This window comes from Flavobacterium potami (genome assembly GCF_020026915.1).
Lineage (GTDB): Bacteria > Bacteroidota > Bacteroidia > Flavobacteriales > Flavobacteriaceae > Flavobacterium > Flavobacterium potami.
Genome location: NZ_JAINUY010000001.1, coordinates 516,529 through 537,306 on the forward strand (window position 1 = coordinate 516,529; position 20,778 = coordinate 537,306).

The window sequence follows — 20,778 nt, forward strand, 5'->3', positions numbered from 1 at the left end:
AAGCCACTCAATTTGAGTGGCTTTTTTGTTTTCAGTTACTGACATTGGTATTCTGAAACCGTTCAAGATTATTGTTTGGATGAATTCTTTAAAAGGTTTTATAGGTTATCGCTAAAAATAGTAAAGCCGCTCAATTTTGAGCGGCTTTTGTTTTAATATTTTCTAATTGAAGTATTTGCTTTTATTTTACCATCTCCAATAAATCAAATATGGTATGAGAGACATTGTACAAATGTATATTTACAGGAGTTGTCGGTAAGCCTTCAAATGCTATTGCAGCCAAATAATCATCAGCAAGGTCAAAACTTCTAACTTGCCAATTTTGAGAGTTTTTTATTAAAGAAAAATCTAAATTATGCTCTCCGTCTAAACATTGAATGAATTTAAAATCTTCGTCGATTCCTTTTCCTAATGCTTTAACAAAGGCTTCTTTTCGTGTCCATAAAGTGTAGAAAGTATTTTTTTTATCAATGGCGTTCTGGATTATTTCGGTTTCGTTATCATTAAAAACATCAGGAAGGAGGCTTGTAAAGTTGAAATCTTTACTCATATATTCAATATCGAGCCCTACTTTTTTTCTGGAGACTGCGATTGCTGCAAAATCTTCAGAATGTGAAATATTAAAATGAAGCCACGGATGTGAGGCTAGGTAAGGCTTTTTATTGAAATCATAATCCAAATAGATGTTTTTGATGTTCAGTTTCGTGTAAGCTGCCAAAATGAGCTTTAAAATGGATCTGTAGATGATGAATCTGTCTTTGTCAATTTCTTTATAAAACCGTTTGACTCTTTTTAGTTCTATGGAATTAAGAAATTGGACTAATTCAGATTTTATATCGCTGAAATTGGGCAAATAGATAGTGTAGATGATAATATCATCACTATCTAAAGAGTACCCTTTTTCAGGATTAAAATCAACACCTTTTAAATCTAGAAACGAAATAGAGAGCTTAGAGGTTTTCATGGTTTTCATCTAAAATATCTTGAAGTAATCGCGCTAATACTTTGTCATTTGGCGGAGCTACAATATTTAAGTGATTTCCAGAAATGTTGTGAATATTAACACCTCCTAATGCTGCTTTTTTCCATCCCAAATGTGTTGGATCTAGTTTGTAATTATCATCATCTTTTGATCGAAACAAATCGACTTTGAATTTTTGGGGTTTAAGGTGATAGAGATCAACAATTTTTTTCACCATAGCGTCTGCTACGATGAATTCTTTTAGGGCTAATTCTTCCTGTTCGGTCATTTCGACTTTTTTGCCAAAATGTCTTTGCAGGATATATTCTTTTTTTCCGTTAATACGCATTTTGAAAGCCTTCCAGCTTAAAAGCATTTCTTTTAAAAAGTCTAATCTTCGGTGTGTTTTGTCTAAATATCTAACGAGTTGTTTTCTTCGGAATGTTCCGTAGTAATAAGAAGAATCTACGTAAGAATCGAGTAGACCGGTAAAGCTGACTTCTTTTCCTAATTCTTTTAATTGACGTGTCATTTCAAAAGCGACAACTCCACCAAAAGAAAAACCTGCCAAAGCATACGGCCCTTTTGGATTTACTTTGATAATGGCATCGATGTAGTACGCTGCCATGGCTTCAATTGATTCATACCATCCGTCAAAACCTTTTGGTTTGGTTCCTTGAATACCATAAATAGGCTGATCATCATCGAAATGTTTGCTAAGATTTATGAAATTTAAAACATTCAATCCTGCTCCGTGAACAATGAAAAGAGGAACTTTGTTTCCTTCTGGTTTTATCGGAACTAAGCAATCGGAATAAATTTCTGTGCCTGTATTTAATAGTTTTGCAAATTTTTCTACTGTTGAATATTTGAATAAAGCTGACAGAGGAATTCGTATTCCGGTATGTTTTTCAATTTCAATCATCACTTTCACACCTTTGATTGAATGACCTCCCATTTCGAAGAAATCACTAAAAATATCAATATTTTCTAGATTTAAACTGTCTTTCCAAATCGTTGCTACGATATTTTCTTCTTCAGTTCGTGGTGCTGTATAAGTAATTTTTTTGTTGGCTTTGTATTTTGCTAATTCTTTACGATCAATTTTACCGTTTAATGTCGTGGGTACTTTTTCGATTAAATTAAAATCATGCGGAATTAATTGCGCAGGTAATCGTGCGCTTAAAGTTTCTCTCCAAGTAGGAATTAGTGCTTCAGCTTCTTCAATACTTGACTCCGGTACGATATGGGCCACCAAGAAATTTTCGTCGGCTAATACTACCGCAGATTTTATTCCGTCAAGTGATAATAAAACTTGTTCAACTTCGCCCGGTTCGATACGATGACCTCTAATTTTAACTTGTTGATCTAGACGTCCTAAGCATTCTATTTCATTATTCGGAAGCAGTTTTCCTAAATCGCCAGTACGGTACATTATATCTTCTTTGTTTGCTGAAAATTTGTTTAGAATGAATTTTTCAGCAGAAAGTTCAGGTCTGTTCCAGTAGCCTTTTGCAACGCCATCACCACCAATAACAATTTCTCCTATATTTCCAGGTGCGACAAGTTGTCCTTCATTATCGATTAAATAAATTTGAGTGTTTCCAATCGGTTTTCCAATTGTAATCAGTTTATCTTCGGCTTTGATTTCTTTTACAGATGACCATACGGTGGTTTCTGTTGGGCCGTAAACGTTCCAAAGCGTATCACATTTAGATAAAAGCTGTTTAGCAAGATCAATAGGCATGGCTTCGCCACCGCATAATGCTTTAATGGGCAGTTTTTCTGACCATCCAGAATCTAAAAGCATCGACCATGTTGTCGGGGTTGCTTGCAAGAAATTGATGTTTTCGTTTTTTACCAAATCGATTAAAAGTCTTCCGTCTCTCGCTGTTTCATGATCGGCCAATATTAATGTTGCTCCTTTTATGAGTGGTAAATACAGCTCTAGCCCTGCAATGTCAAAAGATATTGTGGTAATAGAAAGCAATCTGTCATTTTCCTCAATTCCAGGTTCCAATGCCATGCTGCAAAGAAAGTTTACTAAATTTTTATGGGTAATTGGTACTCCTTTAGGGTTTCCTGTTGATCCTGATGTATAGAGTATGTATGCGTTATGGTCTGAATTAACCAAAAATGGAAGTGGCAGGTGAGAATATTGATCTAACGCTTCTATAGCATCTTCAATAAAAAGTGTTTGCGGCCATGATGGTAACGATGCAAATAATGTTTTGCTGGTTAATAAAACTCTCGCATTAGAATCGTTTAGCATAAATTCTAATCGTTCTTTTGGATATTCAGGGTCTAGAGGTAAGTATGCCGCGCCACATTGCATTATAGCTAATAATGAATAAAGTAATTCTGGACTTCTTGGAAAAGATACAGCGATAAAATCGCCAGGTTGAACTCCCTGCGCTTTTAGATAATGCGCCATCTGATTTACCTTTTCGTGTAATTCTGTATAAGTAGTTTTTATATCATGGTATTCGACTGCTATTTTAGTTGGTGTAATTTCAGATTGTTTTCTTAATAACTCGGTTAATGTTATGTCCGGATATGCCATTTCGGTAGTATTCAAATCTGCATAATCTGCAAGATAATTACCGCCTATTATATCTGATAAAGGATTTGTCGGGTTGGCAATAAGTTCTTTGATTATTTCTTCAAAAGAAGTCATCATTTTGTTTATCGTCTCCGGTTTGAATAAGGTTGTATTATATGTCCATTGAAATGAAGGCCCGCTTTTAGCTCTAAAAATATGAAGCTGGATTTCAAATGTTCCAAATTCTCTCGGATTTGGATTGAAACTATGAGAAAGACCTGTGAATGAAAAATCATCTTCAATCGTTCTGCTCAAGTCTACTGTCAATATAACTGGTACTAACGGAATTCGGGATGGATCTCTTGTTATTGGAAAACTTTTTATAAGATGTCCAAAAGTAACTTGCTGATGTTCGTAAGCATCAAATAGCTGTGTGTTTCTTTGTTTTAAATAATCTAAAAAGCTGTTGTCGGAAACAATTTTGCTACGCAAAGGAAGTAGGTTTACACAATCTCCAATCAATTGTTTCATGCCGTACAAGGTGTTTCCTGAAGAAGGAAATCCTACGACTAAATCATTTTGACCTGTCAATTTGCATAAGAAAATTTCAAAAGAAGCAAGTAAAGTTGTTACTAAACTACTGTTTGTTTTTATTCCGATATTTTTTAATTCAGTAATAATGGCATCATCCAAAGGGAAATCAAGGCGATCGCTATTGTAGGTTCTCAATGAAGGCCTCACAAAATCTAAAGGCAATTCAGTTGTTGGCACTGATTCTTTGTAAATATCAATCCAAAAATCGGCTAAAGGTTGATAGTCACTGCTTTCCATAAAAGAATTTATCCTTTCGGCAAATTCACTAAATTTTTCAGGAGCAGGTAGGTTGTGTACTTTGTTTTCAACAGCAGCAGAATAAAGTGCGCCAAGTTCTTCTAAAATGATATCGATACTTAGTCCATCACCCACAATATGATGAATTGTTAAAGTTGCAATTGTTTCAAAATCATCAATTTTAGCTAAGTTAACTCTAAATAGAGGGCCTTTCACAAGATCAAAAAGTTCGCTGACTTGCTCTTTAATATGTTTGTTTATAGTGGATTCTTTTTCAATTGCAGCTACATCAGAAAAATCATTATGAGAAATTTCGATATTATAATCACTGTAAATACACATAAAACGCCCATCGGGACTAAATCCGGCTCTAAGAGCTTCATGTCGATCGATTAAAGTTTTTACAGCTTGTTCGAAAACCTCTGTTATTAAGTTTCCTTTAAATTTAATAGATACAGACAAGTTGTAAGCTTTGTTTGCATCGCTTCCACCAAAAATGCAATCAGTCCATATTTCCTGCTGCGAATTTGTGGTTTGAATTACTCTTTCGATTTCAGGCGAAAATGGATTAAATTGAATTTCTGTTTCAGCTTCCATTTCTATTTGTATTTGTGGTTGATTTTTCATTTTGCTCCTATTTTAAATATAATTGCACCTTTTTTTAAAAATTGACAATTTGAAATAATAATTTATCTGTTTATCTTCTCCTTAAAGTTTGATCTTTACAAAACTTCCGTTCTGATTGGGATCTTCTATAAACCATGCAGGACTTCCGTTTTCGTCTCTTCCGAGTTTACTTCCTTGTACAGGAGGTTCATTTGCTTTTATGGTGTATTTCTTTTCATGATTATTGTTTACAAAACGTTGTTGGTCATGAATTGTGGAGAGGTCAAAAGCCTTCTCTTTTTTAGAGTTACCATTCGTTTTGGCAGAACCATTTGTTTCAATCCTAAGTTCGTTGTTGAAATTAGAAGCATTAAAATTTTCTGCTTTTAAATTCACAAATGAACCATTTCCGTTTACAGGATTGCTTTGTAAGTTCTGCAATTGATCCACTTTTTGGCTTAAAAGATGAATTTGCTGTACAATTTGCTCTAATGAAATCTGACTTTGATTTGAAGATAATTGTATGTCATTTTGTGATGAGTTAGTGGTAACTGCAACGGCTTGATTAACTATCACGACTTCTTTTTCCTGATCAACTAAAACTTCTTCTGGAAGATTCTCTTCGATATAATCTGCCAAAAGCGATGGTGTTGAATAGGCTTCGTTCAGCTGTCTGAAAGTAATCGGTAAATTGAATTCTTTTTTTAGTTTTCCTGATAATTGAGTAAGCGATAATGAATCTAATCCTAATTCTAAAAATGTATTAGAAGAAGTTTCGGAATCATATACTATTCCGGATGCATTTTTTATAATGTCTGAAATCTTAAGCAGAATTTCGTCTTTTCTCGAATGTTTGGTTTCTTGAATGTTAATTTCAGTTTGTACTGTAATTGCTGGCATTTCAGAAATGACTGTTTTTTGAGGAATAATGGTTTCTACAACCCCTAATGGTTCAATCCAGCATGATTTACGATCAAAAATATAATTTGGTAATTCTATTTTTTGTCTTTGTTGTTGACTGTAAAATGATTTCCAATCTGGATTTATGCCACGGATCCATAATTCTCCTAATGCAGTTACTAAGGTAGCGTATTCATTGTCATTTTCTTCTTTAGGAAAATTTATACTTGGAAACGCAGGAATGATTTTCCCAACTGCCTGTTGACGGGCCAAAGTAATCAACGTCTGTCCCGGACCAACTTCTAACAAAATGAAATTTTCCAGTTCGAATGCGGTATTCATAGCATCTGCAAAATGTACTGTGTTTTTTAATTGGTTTACCCAATACGTAGGGTCTGTGGCTTCTGTGTCTGTAAGCCAAGTTCCTGTTGCAGTTGAAATAATTGGTAATCTCGGAATATTAAGTTTAATTTTGTTTAACTCATTTCTAAAGTCCTCCAACATAGGCTCCATCATGAAAGAGTGAAAGGCATGGCTGGTGTTTAATAATCTATTTGGAATTTCCTTAGTGTCGAGTTCCTGATTAAAAAGTGCGATGTCTTCTTTTTGCCCCGAAACCACACAGAATTGATTTGAATTTATAGCGGCAATAGAAAGTGTTTCAGGTATTAATTCTTTCAATTTTTCTACAGGTACACGGACAATCAGCATCGATCCGCCTGGTAATTGACTGATTAATCTTCCTCTTACAGCAACTATATGTAAAGCGTCTTTTAAATTTAAAATTCCTGCTAAATGTGCAGCTGCAAATTCACCAATGCTATGGCCGCAAAGAAAAGTTGGTTTTATACCCCAGCTTAACCATAATTGAGCCAATGCGTATTCTGTTACAAATAACGAAGGCTGAGTTAGTCGTGTGTTTCTTAGAAGTTCTTCAGCATCTGCAAAATGATCTTTCGGATAAAGAATTTCACGAATGTCCAGTTCTAATTCTTCCATTAATAAAGCGGCACATTTGTCTACGGCTTCACGATATACTTTTTCGTTATCGTAAAGTGTTTTACCCATTTGTAGATATTGAGATCCTTGTCCAGGGAAAAGAAATCCTAATTCGCCTGGAACACTTTTTAAAACAGCAGATTTAGTGTTTTTGGCTTTTAATGAAATTAATTTTTCAGCCGCGTCAGATGTCGAGTTTGCTATTAGAAAACTTCTGTGATTGAAATCGTCTCGTGTAACATTCAAAGAATAAGCAATATCTGCTAATGGAGTTTCTTTTGAGTTGTCAATAAAATGACCTAATGTGTTTTCGTAACCCAATAAACTGTTTTGGCTTTTCGCGGACCACATTAAAATATCCATTGGCCTTCCTGCTGAAGATGGTTCAGGTTGTTTGTCGTATTCTTCAACAATAACATGAACATTGGTACTACCAATTCCAAAAGAACTTATACCGGCTCTTCTTGGACCGTCGGCTTTCCAGTCGATTAATTTATTATTGACATAAAACGGACTGTTGTCAAAATCAATATTTGGATTCGGTTTTTCAAAATTAACCATTGGCGGAATCTGTTTATGACGCATGGCTAATAATACTTTTATTAGTCCTGCAACACCAGCTGCGGCAGTAGTATGCCCCATATTGCTTTTTATAGAACCTAATGCGCAATAGTTGTTTTTTTCTTGTTTGCCATAAGCAATTTTAAGTCCTTCAATTTCTATCGGATCTCCAATTGGAGTTGCAGTCCCGTGTGCTTCCATGTAGCTAATGGTAGAAGGAGATATCTGTGCATCATTAAAAGCGTTGATGATGGCACCAGCCTGACCTTTTGGACTTGGAGCCATAAAACTTCCTTTGTCGCCTCCGTCATTATTTACACCAACACCTTTAATTACGCCATAAATGATATCGCCATCTTTTTCGGCTTCTTCTAATCGTTTAAGCAAAACAACTCCTGCGCCATCGCTAAAAACAGTTCCTTTTCCAGAAGCTTCAAAAGAACGTGTAGATCCGTCGGGACTTTTAATAAAACCTTCGTCATAAAGATGGCCGCTATTTATAGGACACGTTACGCTAGATCCTCCTGCAAGCGCAACATCACACATTCCGGTTCTGATTGCTTTTACCGCTTCGGCAACTGCCAATAAGGAAGTTGAACAGGCAGAATGTACACTAACAGAAGGTCCTTTTAAGTTTAAATGATAAGATGTTCGAGGAGCAATAAAGTCTTTTCCGTTTACAGTATAGATTTGCAATTCTCCAATGGAACTTTTAAGTTCTTTATTCGGGAAAATATTGTTTTCATAATAGGTGTTGATTTCGCTTCCTGAATATACTCCAATGCTTCCTTTATAATGTTTAGGAAGATGTCCGGCTTGTTCCAATGCTTCGAACGAAATTTCCATAAATACTCTTATTTGTGGATCCATTGCAGCGGCAAGTTGCGGATTCAAACCAAAGAAAGCAGGATCAAATGTTTTGGCAGATGGCAAAACTCCTCTTGCGCCAATATAAAGCGGATCTTTGCGAAGACTTTCTGGTAAACTACTGTCTAATTCTTCTTTTGTAAATAATGAAATAGTTTCTTTTCCGTCTCTAAGATTTTCCCATAACTCTTCTATAGTGTCAGAACCAGGAAATCTTCCCGCCATACCAATCACTGCGATATCTGCTGAGGTAGAGTGTTCGTTTGTTTTTTTAAATTCAAAAGATTCTTCCACAGTATTCTGATCTTCCAAAATAGAAGAAAGTTCTTTTATGGTAGGATGAATATAAATTTTAGAAACAGGAACATCTATTGCTAAACGTTGTTTGATCGAAGTGGTTACTTTTTGCGCAAGAATTGAACTTCCGCCAATGTCAAAGAAATCGTCATCAATACCTATTTCTGCTATTTTTAATTCTTCACTCCAGATTTTGGTAATATCTTTTTCTAATTGCGTTGTTGGTTTTTTGTAAAGAGGAGCAGAATCAGATCTCGTGTTTTCAGGAAGAGGAAGATTCTTTTTGTCAATTTTTCCATTTGGCGTTATCGGAAATTCATCCACCCAAATATATTTTGAAGGAATCAAGATATCTGGCAGAACTTTAGAAAGCGCTTCCTGAACTGCTTTTTCATCTTGAGAAGCTTCGCTAGATTTTAAGTAAGCTACAAGTTTGTCTTCGTTTCCAAAATTATTGCTCACAATTACAGCAGATTGTTTGATGCCAGATAAAGTGTTTAGAGTTGCTTCTATTTCGCCCAATTCAATACGATGGCCTCTTAATTTCACCTGATGGTCAATACGTCCTAAACATTGTAATTCTCCATTTGGCAACAATTTGCCTAAATCACCCGTACGATAAAGAATAGAATGGTCTTCATTTGAAAGCGGATTTGAAATGAATTTTTCAGCAGTAAGTTCAGGACGTTTCCAGTAACCTTCTGCGACTCCATCTCCGCCAATAATAATTTCTCCTATTTCTCCAGCCTCGACAGCCTTACGATTTTCGTCTAATAAATAAATTTGTGTATTGGCAATTGGCAGTCCAATCGTGATTAATTCGTCGTCGGCCTTAACTTGCTTCACAGCAGACCAAATGGTAGTTTCTGTTGGACCGTACATATTCCAAAGAGAGTCACATCTCGATGTTAACGCTTTTGCAAGATTTAATGGCATTGCTTCGCCACCACAAAGGGCTTTTAGGTTTAGCGGCGTATTCCATCCTGAATCTAGTAATAATTGCCAGGTGGTTGGAGTAGCTTGTAATATTGTAATTTCTTTTTTCTGTAAAAGATTAAATAAAAGCTGACCATCACGTGTTGTTTCATAATCGGCAAAAACTACTGTCGCTCCTTTTATTATAGGTAGAAATAATTCTAATCCTGCAATATCAAAAGAAATGGTAGTTATGGATAGTAATTTGTCTGTAGCCTTTATACCAGGTTCAATTGCCATGCTATAAAGAAAGTTTACAAGATTCTTATGTGTTACAGTTACTCCTTTTGGTTTTCCGGTAGATCCAGAAGTATACATTATATAAGCCACTTTTTCAGGAGCAACAGAAAGAGAGACAGGTGTTGAAGGATATTGTTCTAACGAAGACAGTACTTCTTCTATCAATATGGTTTTTGAATTTTTTGGTAATATAGCCGAAAGGGATGTGGTAGTAAGTAGAAAACTAGCTTCAGAATCTTCAAGCATAAATGCTAAACGTTCTGTTGGGAATTTTGGATCTAGTGGTAAATACGCCGCTCCACATTGCAAAATGGCCAAAAGAGAAGCGATTAAATCCGGACTACGATCCATAGAAACGGCAATAAACTGTCCGGGAGCTAAACCCTGTGCCAGAAAATAATTGGCAATTTGATTTACCTTTTTTGATAGATCGCTATAAGTAATCTTTAGGTCATCAAACTCAAGTGCAATTGCATTTGGTGATGTTTCCGCCTGTTGTGCAAAAAGTTCATGAAGCGCGTTTTTTGGATACACCATTTCAGCTCCATTTAACTTCTTATCTGAATTATCATTGTTAGATCTTTTCATTTTAATTGTATTAAAATTAAAGTTGAGTAAAGTAATATGGTAATATTGGCGTTTGACTAACAAAATAAACACGGTTTCAAAACTTGTTTATTTTTGATTATTTAGCGGAATAAGATTACATTTTTTAATAAAACGTGATTGCCTGTTTTATGAAAGGATGTAAGAATTTAATTAGTTTTGGCCTTTATCTTATTTCTACGTTTAAATAGAAATAGTCACTTATTATTCAATAAGATGATCAAAAAAAGGAAAAATATTTCAGTAAAACTCGCATTTTCTATATAAAGCTATTATTCTCGATGAATGGCATAATTTCAATTGAATAAGACAAATTTTTATTAAAAATAGGAGAGAAGGCTTTCTGAGTTTATTTCTTTTTAAAGGACCTTTTTTGGGTCTTCTTTTGTGGTTTGATGTAAAATAGACAAGAGGTTTTTGACTACAAATATTTTAAATAATTCTTTCTAAATTGTTAGATTTTATGTTTTACGGGTAAATGTTTGTTTTTTAGATACTTATGAATTTGTAAATCGATTACATAAATCGATTTTGAATGCGTATTTTGCTTTTTAACCTATCAATAATTGTGAATTTGAAATAATATAGGTGTGTGTATTAAAAATTAAATAAAAAGAAAGGGAGAGTATAATTAAACGAATAAATCGTCGTTATTTTGTAAATCTTCCTACTAAGATTAAAAGCCAAAAATATTCATCGTTATTACCTTTCTCCATCAGGTCATAATTTTTAAAACGGCTAATCGAAATATTACAGGCTTTTTTTAACTTTTTCAATGTAAGTAAATAGTCACTAAAATACTACATTTAATGCAGGTTATCGGAAAAAAGTTTTATTATATCGATTATTTTTTGAAAATAAATATTTTTGCAGTATAAAATAATCTAAGAAAGTAAACTGTGAAGCATTCGCGCCTGAAACATATAAACCTACTCATTATAATGATGTTTTTTGTTCCTTTTGTAGGAATTAGTCAGAGTAATGATAATTTAATGGAAACTATAATTACGTCTGGTAATAATGCAACGGGGACTTCTGGTACGGTAGCGTATTCAATTGGACAAGTATTTTACACTTATATGGGAGTAGATGCTGTTTACAATGTCGCTCAAGGAATTCAACAACAGGTTAAAGACGAAACATTAGATACTCCAGATGTAGAAGAACCTACTAAAGCTGAGATGTTTGTATACCCAAATCCAACCGCAGACTTTGTAAATATAAGTATGAATGGAATGGAACTGGAAAGTGGGCAAAGATCGTATAGACTTTATGATATACAAGCAAGGCTTTTAAAACAAAACACAATTAATCAAACTGATACCCAAATCAGCCTTAGTAATCTTAGTCCGTCTATTTATGTACTGGTAGTATATGTAGACAATAAGATTTTAAAATCATTTAAAATAATTAAAAATTAAAAACGGAAGATAAATGAAACTTGCACATACCCTTTTATTATTATTTGTGACTGTTACGCTTAAGGTATTTGCACAATCACCTGAAAAAATGAGCTATCAGGCCATCATTCGTGCACAAGATAATAGTCTGGTTGTTAATTCGAAGATTAGTCTTAAAGTGATTGTCCACCAGAGTACAGCAACAGGAACTACGGTTTACCAAGAAACACATTCTCCAACTACAAACAGTAACGGTTTGGTTTCTTTAGAAATTGGAACCGGAACAATTGTTACAGGAGATTTTAGTAAAATTGCCTGGGATAAAGGTCCTTATTATATAGAAACACAGGTAGACGTAAAAGGGGGATCTAATTTTAATATTACGGGAGTTACACAGCTTTTAAGCGTGCCTTACGCCTTGTATGCTAAAACAGCGGGAGGAACATCAAGTACTCCTTTTAGATCTGCAATTGTTTCATTTTCAACCTCAAGAAATATTGCGGCTACTGATGTAAACAATACGATAGAATGTACCACAACCTCTACATTAACACTAACGTCAGATTTTGGAAGCATGGCAGTTGGTGAAACTATTAATTTGGAAGCACATAACGGTGCCGTGTTGACAGTTCAAGCCGCTGCTGGGGTAACACTTAATTATACTGCAGCAGGAAGTGCAAAATTTACCAGCACTGCCGGAAACGTGAGATTTGGATTTCTTAGAAAAACAGGAACAAACTCCTATATTATATCAGGACAATGATGAAGCATTTAATTTATTTTATACTCCTTTCGACAAGTGTTTTTTCTCAGAACTACCATTATGCAATTGATGAAGCTCCGGTTAAAACAACTCCGGAAAATCCAGTTGTAAACAATCAATTGGAAGAAACAGAGTATTTTAAAGCCTATTTATTACCACTTACACAAAAGGCTACTATTCAGCAAGCTTTGGATAAGTATGGTTCTGTTCGTTTAGAAAAAGGAGATTATTCGGGGACAAATATAGTCATGAAAAGTAATCAGAAACTATACGGACATCCGACACAAAGCAGGATATCTGCCGTTACGATAGCTGCAGGAAGTACAGGCGTGGTTTTAGAATCTGTTGCACCTGTAGATCAGACTATAACCTTACAATCAGGAGGTGTTATTTCTAATATTACTTTTAAATCGATTAAATGGGCGACTCTGGTAGGTACAAATGTAATGCTGGAGAATAATACATTTATAAATATGAGTGGGCCCATCAGAATTGATTGCAGCCAATCGGGTTATATTAGAAATACAAAAATTATTAAACATCAGTCTCAAGGTGGTTTGAATATGTTGGTTCTGAAAGGAAATAGCAGTACGCCGAGTTATGGAAATGTTAGTTTACATACCAACTTCTTGACTCCGCACGGAAATACTACTGATATCGCTGGTCTAAGTTCACTAACTTTTGTAGGTTTAGATGCTGAAGGATGGAATCTTGCTGGTGAAGGAACAAAAGCAATGATCAGTGCAACTAATATAGGTAATGTCAAAATAACGGCCTTTAATGGTGCGAATAGTTACTCTGCCGTAAAAACCCCATCTTTTGATATTGACGCTGCAAATGTTTTCTTTTTAGATAAAGCAATGAATTATCCAACAGATGTATTGTCTACAAGAGCCAATATGTTTGTTGTAAATGGAGCAGGAACTTATACCAGAAAATCGGGCACTGTAACAGGTTTTGATGTTCAGGCCAATTTAAATGGAAGTAATACCGTAAAATATAATGGTACGGAACAGGTTACAGCTATAACCAACTCAACAATACTGGCAAATCTTAGTAGTTCTATTTTAGGAACTAAATATACGCCGTGGGCAAGACCAACATGGGAAACATTACCGGATCCTTTAGGTGCAAATTGGAGAACAAATAGAGTAGGTAAACCAGATCAGACTAGTTATCTTCAAAATTTAATTAATACCAAAGGAGTTGCAGACTTACCAGAAGGAATCTTCTATATTGGTTCTACCTTAAAACTTCCTGTAGATTCTAACCATGGAATTGTAGGACAGGGAACTGGTAAAACGGTTATTGTAGGATTGACGGATGATTTTCCTCTGATATCGCTTACCGGCGGTCAGGATGCGAACTTTATATTAAGCTATTTAACTTTGCAGGGAGGAAGTGTCGGTATATATGCATCGCAAGATTACGGATCGCAACATATGTCGTATGAGAACATGAAGTTTGTGGTTTTTAGAGATCAGAATTATGGTATTCAATTAAAACAAATCAAAGGATTTGATAATAACTTCCTAGATAATTTAGGCTTTGTTAATTGTAATATTGGATTTTTCCAAAATCCTTTAACTCCTTATGCCAACGATATTGATACTTCTAGTTTTGTTGACAAAACGATGTTTTATAAAAATCAATTTATAAACTGTAGTACAGCAGTTTCGATGATGGCAACAAGGGCAGATAATTTGGATGCTTGGGTAGATTGCAAATTTGATGGAGGTAAAACGGCACTTGCTTTAAACGCACAAAATGCTCCTTTGGCAGCAAACTGCGATTTTACCAACTATACTGGTGCCAATGTGATAACAAGTAATGTATTTTGTATATACAACTCTAATGTATACAATAACAGGGTTACGAGTTCTACCTTTAATTCTATTAGTACTAACATTGAAGGATGCAGATTTTTAGACAATTCACCAATGTTTACGCCAGTTGTTTATAACACATTAAACAATCATATTGCAAACTCTACGGTTACAGGAAATGTAGTAACGACTATTCCGGCAAATAAAGGTTTCGGATTAGAATCTGCTGTATATGTAAATAGTACCTTCCTGTCGAATCCATCATTGAGTAAATTGCTGGTAAATGTTAAAGCGGGAGTTCCTACAGTAATAATCAATTCGACATCAGATTCGTATCCTCAATTTTTGGTTACGCAGTAAATTGGTGACAATATAAAATTTCACATTCTTAAAAAATAAAGATTGTGATTCAAAACAAAAGGTTCATTTTAAGCAAGCTTAATTTGAACCTTTTTTTTATCCGCTGATTTTGGTTCTTCAAATATTAATTTTTCCCTTACAAGACTCTTTTGTGCCTGCTGCGGTCATCAATAATATTGTATAATCGAACTTTTACCAGATGTTTTTTCAAAATCATCATTTGAATGAGAATTCTCTTATGAGTCATTTGTCGATATAAATTTTCATTGGAGTTTAAATAAGTATCGTTTTTTGATAATTTAAGTTTATTCTCAAATTTTCTCTTCTTTTTTTGGACTAATGCATTGTGACAGGGCTTTTACCCCCGTAAAACTACGTGGTTTTTATCTTATAAAATATATTTTTTAGTCATTTTTGACCCAATCTAGAAGCCGTAAAACCCAACATGGTGTATTTTATCGGATTTTAAAATCCGTTGAACAGATTTATTATTTTATGCTCAAAACATTCTATATTTTTGATCGAAAATTAAAATGAATGATAAAGAATAACTGTCATTTAGCTTTAATCGTTGTTAATAATTGAATGGTTGCTGTTAAAAGTTGATTTTTTTTACAATAAGAACACATGAAATTAAAATCTTGCGTGAATTTAATTAATCGGGACAGTAACTTAAAATATGAATTATTTATACTTTTTATTTTTTATGAAATATAGTGTATACGAAAATATTAGAAAAATAAGAGAATTAAAAAATTTCACCAGAGAATACGTGGCTGCAGAATTAAAAATGAGCACTAGTGGTTACGGTAAAATCGAAAGAGGTGATGTTGATCTAACTGTTTCTAAATTGATAGAAATTTCAAAGGTTTTAGAGGTCTCAATCGAGTTCATATTTAAATTCGACGTTTCCATTTTTTTCAGTGAAACCAGATAAAATTTCTTGTTACAATTTATTGAATATTATAGTAATAAAACTAATAGATTAAAATAGAAAAAAATAAGATCATGGAAAATTACTACTTAAAGATTAAAGAGTATCGATTACAGAACAATCATACTCCTGAATATGTAGCTATTCAAATGGAAATGAGTGTTAAAACATACGAGAAAATTGAAAACGGAATGGTTGATCTTAAATTGTCAAAATTAGATCGCTTAGTTAAAATTCTTGGCATCAAAAAAAGCCAGATCTTTCAATTAGAAAATTAAATTTTCCGAAATTGATTGCTCTGGTTTTTCTATAAAAAAGAAGAGTTACAAAGAATTGTACCTCTTATAAAAACTCTTTCTTTTTTGATTTATTATTTATGTTTTACTTTCAAAACATATCCTAAAGATTCTAAAATTAATACATAATGCGTTTTGGTAATGTCTTTTACCACAGCGTTTTGATCGCAAAAAGGTCCAGAATTTAAATGTACCTTATCTCCAATTTGATATTGCATCACCGAAATTTCCTGAGCAGTATCTCCACTGTCAAGCCACTCTTTTATAGTTGCAATTTCATGATCTTTTACAACGGCATGTTTTCCTAACCAAAATAAATATCGAACAACCCCAGGAGAATCAAATATTAGATTTCTGTCTTTTTCTTGTAATTGAACAAATATGTAGTTGTTAAACAACGGAACTTCAACTTTTACTTTTCTGTCTGATCTTTGCTGTGTTTTTGTAATTACGGGACAGTAGCTGTTTATGTTAAACTTAGATAATTGTTCAGCCGCTCTCTTTTCCCATTTAGGTTTTGTGTACACTACATACCATTTCATAATCTGTAAAATTTATTTATTGTAATTTTTAAAATAGTTGTTTTTTAAAATAGAAAATGTCATTTTTTTCGGTCTTAAATATTCTCGAAAAACTAAATTCTTTTATGTAGTTAATATTTCAAAAAGCAAACATTTATAAAAGAAATCTTTCGCAATCGATAGAAATAAGAGTTTTTTAGAAAGTGCTAGTATATACTGGACTTTCGGTTGTAAAACTAAGTGGTAAATTTAATTCTGAGACTCGAAAATTACCGATGTATTTTATAGTAAAATTTCCTTATTCAGGACATTTAGCAACAAAAATGAGATTTCGTATCAGCCTTATTACTATAATTTTATCTTAAATTATTATTAGGATTTAATCCGAAATAACGGTTTGAATTTCTTGTTTTTTTCAGGAAGTTTTAATCTCTTTTTCAGCAAATAAATTCAATAATTTTTTGATTTTTTTTACCATTTTAAAATTCATTTTTGAGCAGTTACAATGTAACTATTCACGGGGAACCCTTTTTTAAAATTTAAAAAAAAGCTTTGAAACCCCAGTAAAATGGTTAATTGAATTTTACGAATCATACTACATTAACGAACATATTTTTTTAATTTAAAACATTAAGCATATGAGAACTGGAATTACATTTAGTGCTTTTGATTTGTTACATGCAGGGCACGTTAAAATGCTTGAAGAAGCAAAACAACATTGTGATTATTTAATTGTTGGTTTACAAACAGACCCAACGTTAGATCGCCCAACCAAAAACAAACCGACTCAAACGGTTGTTGAAAGATACATACAATTGAAGGCATGCAAATTTGTGGATGAAATTGTTCCGTATGCAACAGAGCAAGATTTGGAAGACATCTTAAAAGCTTTTGCAATCGACGTACGAATTTTAGGAGACGAATATAAAGAAAGAGATTTTACAGGAAGATCATACTGCGAGGAAAAAGGAATTGAATTGTATTTTAATACCAGAGACCACCGTTTTTCTAGTACTAATTTACGTCACGAAGTTTATCAAAGAGAGGTTTTAGTACATTCGAATGGGAATTAACAAAGTTACACACGTTGTTTTAACTGGAGGTGTAGGAAGCAGATTGTGGCCTCTTTCCAGAAAAACTTTACCAAAGCAATACCTTGATCTTTTTGATGGACAGTCACTTTTTGAAAAAACAGTGGCTCGAAATCTGGAGATTTCCGATAAAACGATTGTAGTTGGAAACATCGAGAATTACAAAATGAGTAATGCCATTATGTCTAAATTCGATAGACCTTTTATTCATATTATCGAAGCTCTTCCTCGTAATACTGCTGCTGCGATTGCATTTGCGGCATTTGCATCGGAGTCAGATGATGTTTTATTGATTACTCCATCAGATCATATAATAGATGGCGATGATTTGTATAATGATGCTTTACAGAAAGCGATTCTATTGGCAAATCAAGATTATTTGGTGACATTCGGTATCAAACCGACAAAACCAGAAACGGGCTACGGCTATATAGAATTTGAAAATGAGAACGTAATTGCATTTCATGAAAAACCAAATTTAGAAACGGCAACAACTTATCTTCAAAACGGAAATTATTTTTGGAACAGTGGACTTTTTTGTTTCAAGGCGGGCAAGTTTTTAGCGGAGCTTGAAAGCCAAGAACCTGAAGTTTATTGGGCATCAAAAACTGCCTGGGAAGAAAATAAAGAAGGTTTTTTAGATTATGAGTTGTCTCTTAATATTCCGTCCATAAGCATTGATTATGCGGTTATGGAAAGAAGCGGTGATATCAAAGTTGTTCCGGCTCATTTTGAATGGTCAGATCTGGGTTCTTTCGAATCGGTTTATGATTATTTAGTTCAAAAAGGCCATCCGATCGATACCAATAGAAATATTGTAATAGGAACTTCAATGCATACAACATTTATTGGCGTTAAAAATTGTATCTTGATTTATACTACCGATGCTTTGATGGTTTTGCAAAAAGAAAATTCTCAAGAAGTAAAACAAGTTTACCAGCAATTAGAATCGATTGCTTCTCCATTATTATAATTGTAAATAAATAAACTCACAATGATTAATAAAAATTCTGTAATATATATTGCTGGACACAAAGGAATGGTCGGAAGTGCTATTTGGAGAAGCTTAACTGCAAAAGGTTATACTAATCTTGTTGGGGCATCTAGTCAGGAACTGGATCTGAGAGATCAAAATTTAGTTCGCGATTTTATTCAAAAAGTAAAACCAGATGTTATTATAGATGCTGCGGCAAAGGTTGGAGGAATTTTGGCAAACAATGATTTTCCGTACGAGTTTTTGATGGAAAACATGCAGATTCAAAATAATCTTATTAGTGAAGCTCATAATGCTGACATAGACAAATTCATCTTTTTAGGAAGTTCTTGTATTTATCCAAAGTTGGCTCCACAACCCTTAAAAGAAGAGTATCTATTAACAGCTTCTTTAGAAAAAACAAATGAATGGTACGCCATTGCAAAAATTACCGGTGTAAAATTGTGCGAGGCAATTCGTAAGCAATACAACAAAGATTTCGTGAGTTTAATGCCGACAAATTTATACGGTATTCATGACAATTTTGATCTGACCAGTTCTCACGTCTTACCTGCCATGATCCGCAAATTTCACGAAGCCAAAGAAAGTAACAATACGCCAGTAATTCTTTGGGGAAGCGGAACTCCAATGAGAGAATTCCTTTTTGTTGATGATATGGCAGAAGCAGTGGTTTTTGCTTTAGAAAACAAACTTCCCGAGCATTTATATAATATCGGAACAGGTGAAGATTTAACCATTAAGGATTTAGCGATTACGATACAAAAGATTGTAGGTCATACCGGAGAGATTATCTGGGATGATAGCAAACCTGATGGAACACCGAGAAAATTAATGGATGTTTCTAAAATGCACAGCATTGGATGGAAACACCAGGTGAATTTAGAAGAGGGAATTCAAAAAACCTACAACTGGTTTCTGGAAAACATCGAAACTTTAAAAGAAAAAAGCTACTAAGACTTATTTCTATTTCCGGAAACTTCCACAACAACTTTACAATTAAGATTTTATCAATTTGCAACATTGCAACACAATGCCTTTGTGCCTTATAATAACATTATGAATCCATTAAGAAAAACAGCGTTTATCACAGGAGTGACAGGACAAGATGGAGCCTATTTAAGTGAATTTCTATTAGAAAAAGGATATATAGTTCACGGATTAAAAAGACGTAGTTCTTTATTCAATACGGATAGAATTGACCATTTGTATCAAGATCCACACACGGAGGATAGAAATTTTATATTGCATTATGGTGAAATGACAGATAGTACGAATATAACTCGTTTGATTAAAGAGATTCAACCGGATGAAATCTACAATTTGGCTGCGATGAGCCATGTAGCAGTTTCGTTTGAAACTCCAGAATATACGGGAAATGTAGATGCCTTGGGAACTTTGAGAATTTTAGATTCAGTTCGTTTATTAGGGTTAGAAAAAAAGACTAGAATTTATCAGGCATCGACTTCAGAATTATATGGTAAAGTACAAGAGGTTCCGCAATCAGAAACTACTCCTTTTTATCCTAGATCTCCCTATGCAGTAGCAAAAATTTATGCTTTTTGGATGACTGTAAATTATAGGGAAGCTTATGGAATGTTTGCTTGTAATGGTATTTTATTTAATCATGAATCACCAATTCGAGGAGAAACTTTTGTAACAAGAAAAATTACTAGAGCAACTTCAAGAATTGCTTTAGGATTGCAAGATAAATTACACTTAGGAAACCTAGATGCACAACGTGATTGGGGACATGCTAAAGATTATGTTCGAATGATGTGGATGATCTTACAAGCTGATGAACCAGAAGATTTTGTAATTGCAACAGGAAAAACGACTCCAGTTCGTGAATTTGTTAAAATGAGTTTTGCAGAAGTAGGTATCGAACTAGAATTTAGAGGCACTGGAGTAGATGAAAAAGGATACGTATTGTCTTGTAGTAATCCTGATTATCAGCTTGAAATAGGAAAAGAAGTATTGGCTGTAGATCCACACTATTTTAGACCTACGGAAGTAGATTTATTAATTGGTGATCCAACTAAAGCCAAAACCAAATTAGGTTGGGAGTGCGAATACGAATTGTCCGAATTGGTTCATGAAATGATGCAATCTGATTTGAAGCTGATGAGAAAAGAACAGCTTTTGAAAGACTCTGGTTTTACAGTTCTGAATTATTTTGAATAAAAATCTAAGTACTTAATAAAAAAAATA

At 33.8% G+C, this 20,778-nt stretch carries 13 protein-coding genes; 9 read left to right on the top strand and 4 right to left on the bottom strand.

All coding sequences use genetic code 11. The annotated features are described in order from the left end of the window. Positions 1-181 precede the first annotated feature (181 nt). From K6T82_RS02330 to K6T82_RS02340, 3 genes are all read right to left on the bottom strand, one after another. A complete protein-coding gene (locus K6T82_RS02330; protein WP_223704401.1) occupies positions 182-964 on the bottom strand; it encodes a 4'-phosphopantetheinyl transferase family protein in 783 nt (260 codons plus the stop codon). Next, positions 951-4,961, bottom strand: a complete 4,011-nt coding sequence (locus K6T82_RS02335) for a non-ribosomal peptide synthetase (protein ID WP_223704402.1) — start codon at positions 4,959-4,961, stop codon at positions 951-953. The genes K6T82_RS02330 and K6T82_RS02335 overlap by 14 nt, the downstream gene beginning before the upstream one ends. Before the next feature lie 81 nt (positions 4,962-5,042). Continuing rightward, positions 5,043-10,367, bottom strand: a complete 5,325-nt coding sequence (locus K6T82_RS02340; protein ID WP_223704403.1) for a polyketide synthase — start codon at positions 10,365-10,367, stop codon at positions 5,043-5,045. Between the two features lie 917 nt (positions 10,368-11,284). Between K6T82_RS02340 and K6T82_RS24620 the strand changes: the two genes are divergently transcribed. The 5 genes from K6T82_RS24620 (at position 11,285) to K6T82_RS02365 (ending at position 15,946) form a co-directional block, all read left to right on the top strand. Further along, the gene (locus K6T82_RS24620; protein WP_223704404.1) at positions 11,285-11,806 is read left to right on the top strand and encodes a T9SS type A sorting domain-containing protein; all 522 of its coding nucleotides are present in this window, start codon (positions 11,285-11,287) and stop codon (positions 11,804-11,806) included. Positions 11,807-11,819: 13 nt separating this feature from the next. Further along, positions 11,820-12,548 carry a hypothetical protein gene (locus K6T82_RS02350; RefSeq protein ID WP_223704405.1) on the top strand — a complete coding sequence of 243 codons (729 nt, stop codon included), beginning with the start codon at positions 11,820-11,822 and terminating at the stop codon, positions 12,546-12,548. Beyond that, positions 12,545-14,734 (top strand): hypothetical protein, encoded by a 2,190-nt coding sequence (locus K6T82_RS02355; protein WP_223704406.1) that lies wholly within the window; start codon positions 12,545-12,547, stop codon positions 14,732-14,734. Before K6T82_RS02350 ends, K6T82_RS02355 begins: the two co-directional genes overlap by 4 nt. Positions 14,735-15,440: 706 nt before the next feature. Continuing rightward, positions 15,441-15,671 (top strand): helix-turn-helix transcriptional regulator, encoded by a 231-nt coding sequence (locus K6T82_RS02360; RefSeq protein ID WP_144219045.1) that lies wholly within the window; start codon positions 15,441-15,443, stop codon positions 15,669-15,671. A 71-nt stretch (positions 15,672-15,742) separates the two neighbouring features. Next, positions 15,743-15,946 carry a helix-turn-helix domain-containing protein gene (locus tag K6T82_RS02365; protein WP_184162524.1) on the top strand — a complete coding sequence of 68 codons (204 nt, stop codon included), beginning with the start codon at positions 15,743-15,745 and terminating at the stop codon, positions 15,944-15,946. A gap of 92 nt (positions 15,947-16,038) precedes the next feature. On the opposite strand, the gene K6T82_RS02370 is transcribed toward K6T82_RS02365, so the two are convergent. Next, positions 16,039-16,506 (bottom strand): UpxY family transcription antiterminator, encoded by a 468-nt coding sequence (locus K6T82_RS02370; RefSeq protein WP_223704407.1) that lies wholly within the window; start codon positions 16,504-16,506, stop codon positions 16,039-16,041. A gap of 617 nt (positions 16,507-17,123) precedes the next feature. On the opposite strand from K6T82_RS02370, the gene K6T82_RS02375 reads away from it, so the two are divergent. The 4 genes from K6T82_RS02375 (at position 17,124) to gmd (ending at position 20,751) form a co-directional block, all read left to right on the top strand. After that, positions 17,124-17,558: an adenylyltransferase/cytidyltransferase family protein gene (locus tag K6T82_RS02375; protein ID WP_223704408.1), complete on the top strand. Its 435-nt coding sequence runs from the start codon at positions 17,124-17,126 to the stop codon at positions 17,556-17,558. Then, positions 17,548-18,549, top strand: a complete 1,002-nt coding sequence (locus K6T82_RS02380) for a mannose-1-phosphate guanylyltransferase (protein ID WP_223704409.1) — start codon at positions 17,548-17,550, stop codon at positions 18,547-18,549. Before K6T82_RS02375 ends, K6T82_RS02380 begins: the two co-directional genes overlap by 11 nt. Positions 18,550-18,573: 24 nt before the next feature. Continuing rightward, positions 18,574-19,524: a GDP-L-fucose synthase family protein gene (locus K6T82_RS02385; RefSeq protein WP_223704989.1), complete on the top strand. Its 951-nt coding sequence runs from the start codon at positions 18,574-18,576 to the stop codon at positions 19,522-19,524. Positions 19,525-19,626: 102 nt separating this feature from the next. Beyond that, entirely contained in the window at positions 19,627-20,751 is a 1,125-nt protein-coding gene (gene gmd, locus K6T82_RS02390; RefSeq protein WP_223704410.1) for a GDP-mannose 4,6-dehydratase, read from the top strand. The last annotated feature ends 27 nt before the right edge of the window (positions 20,752-20,778 follow it).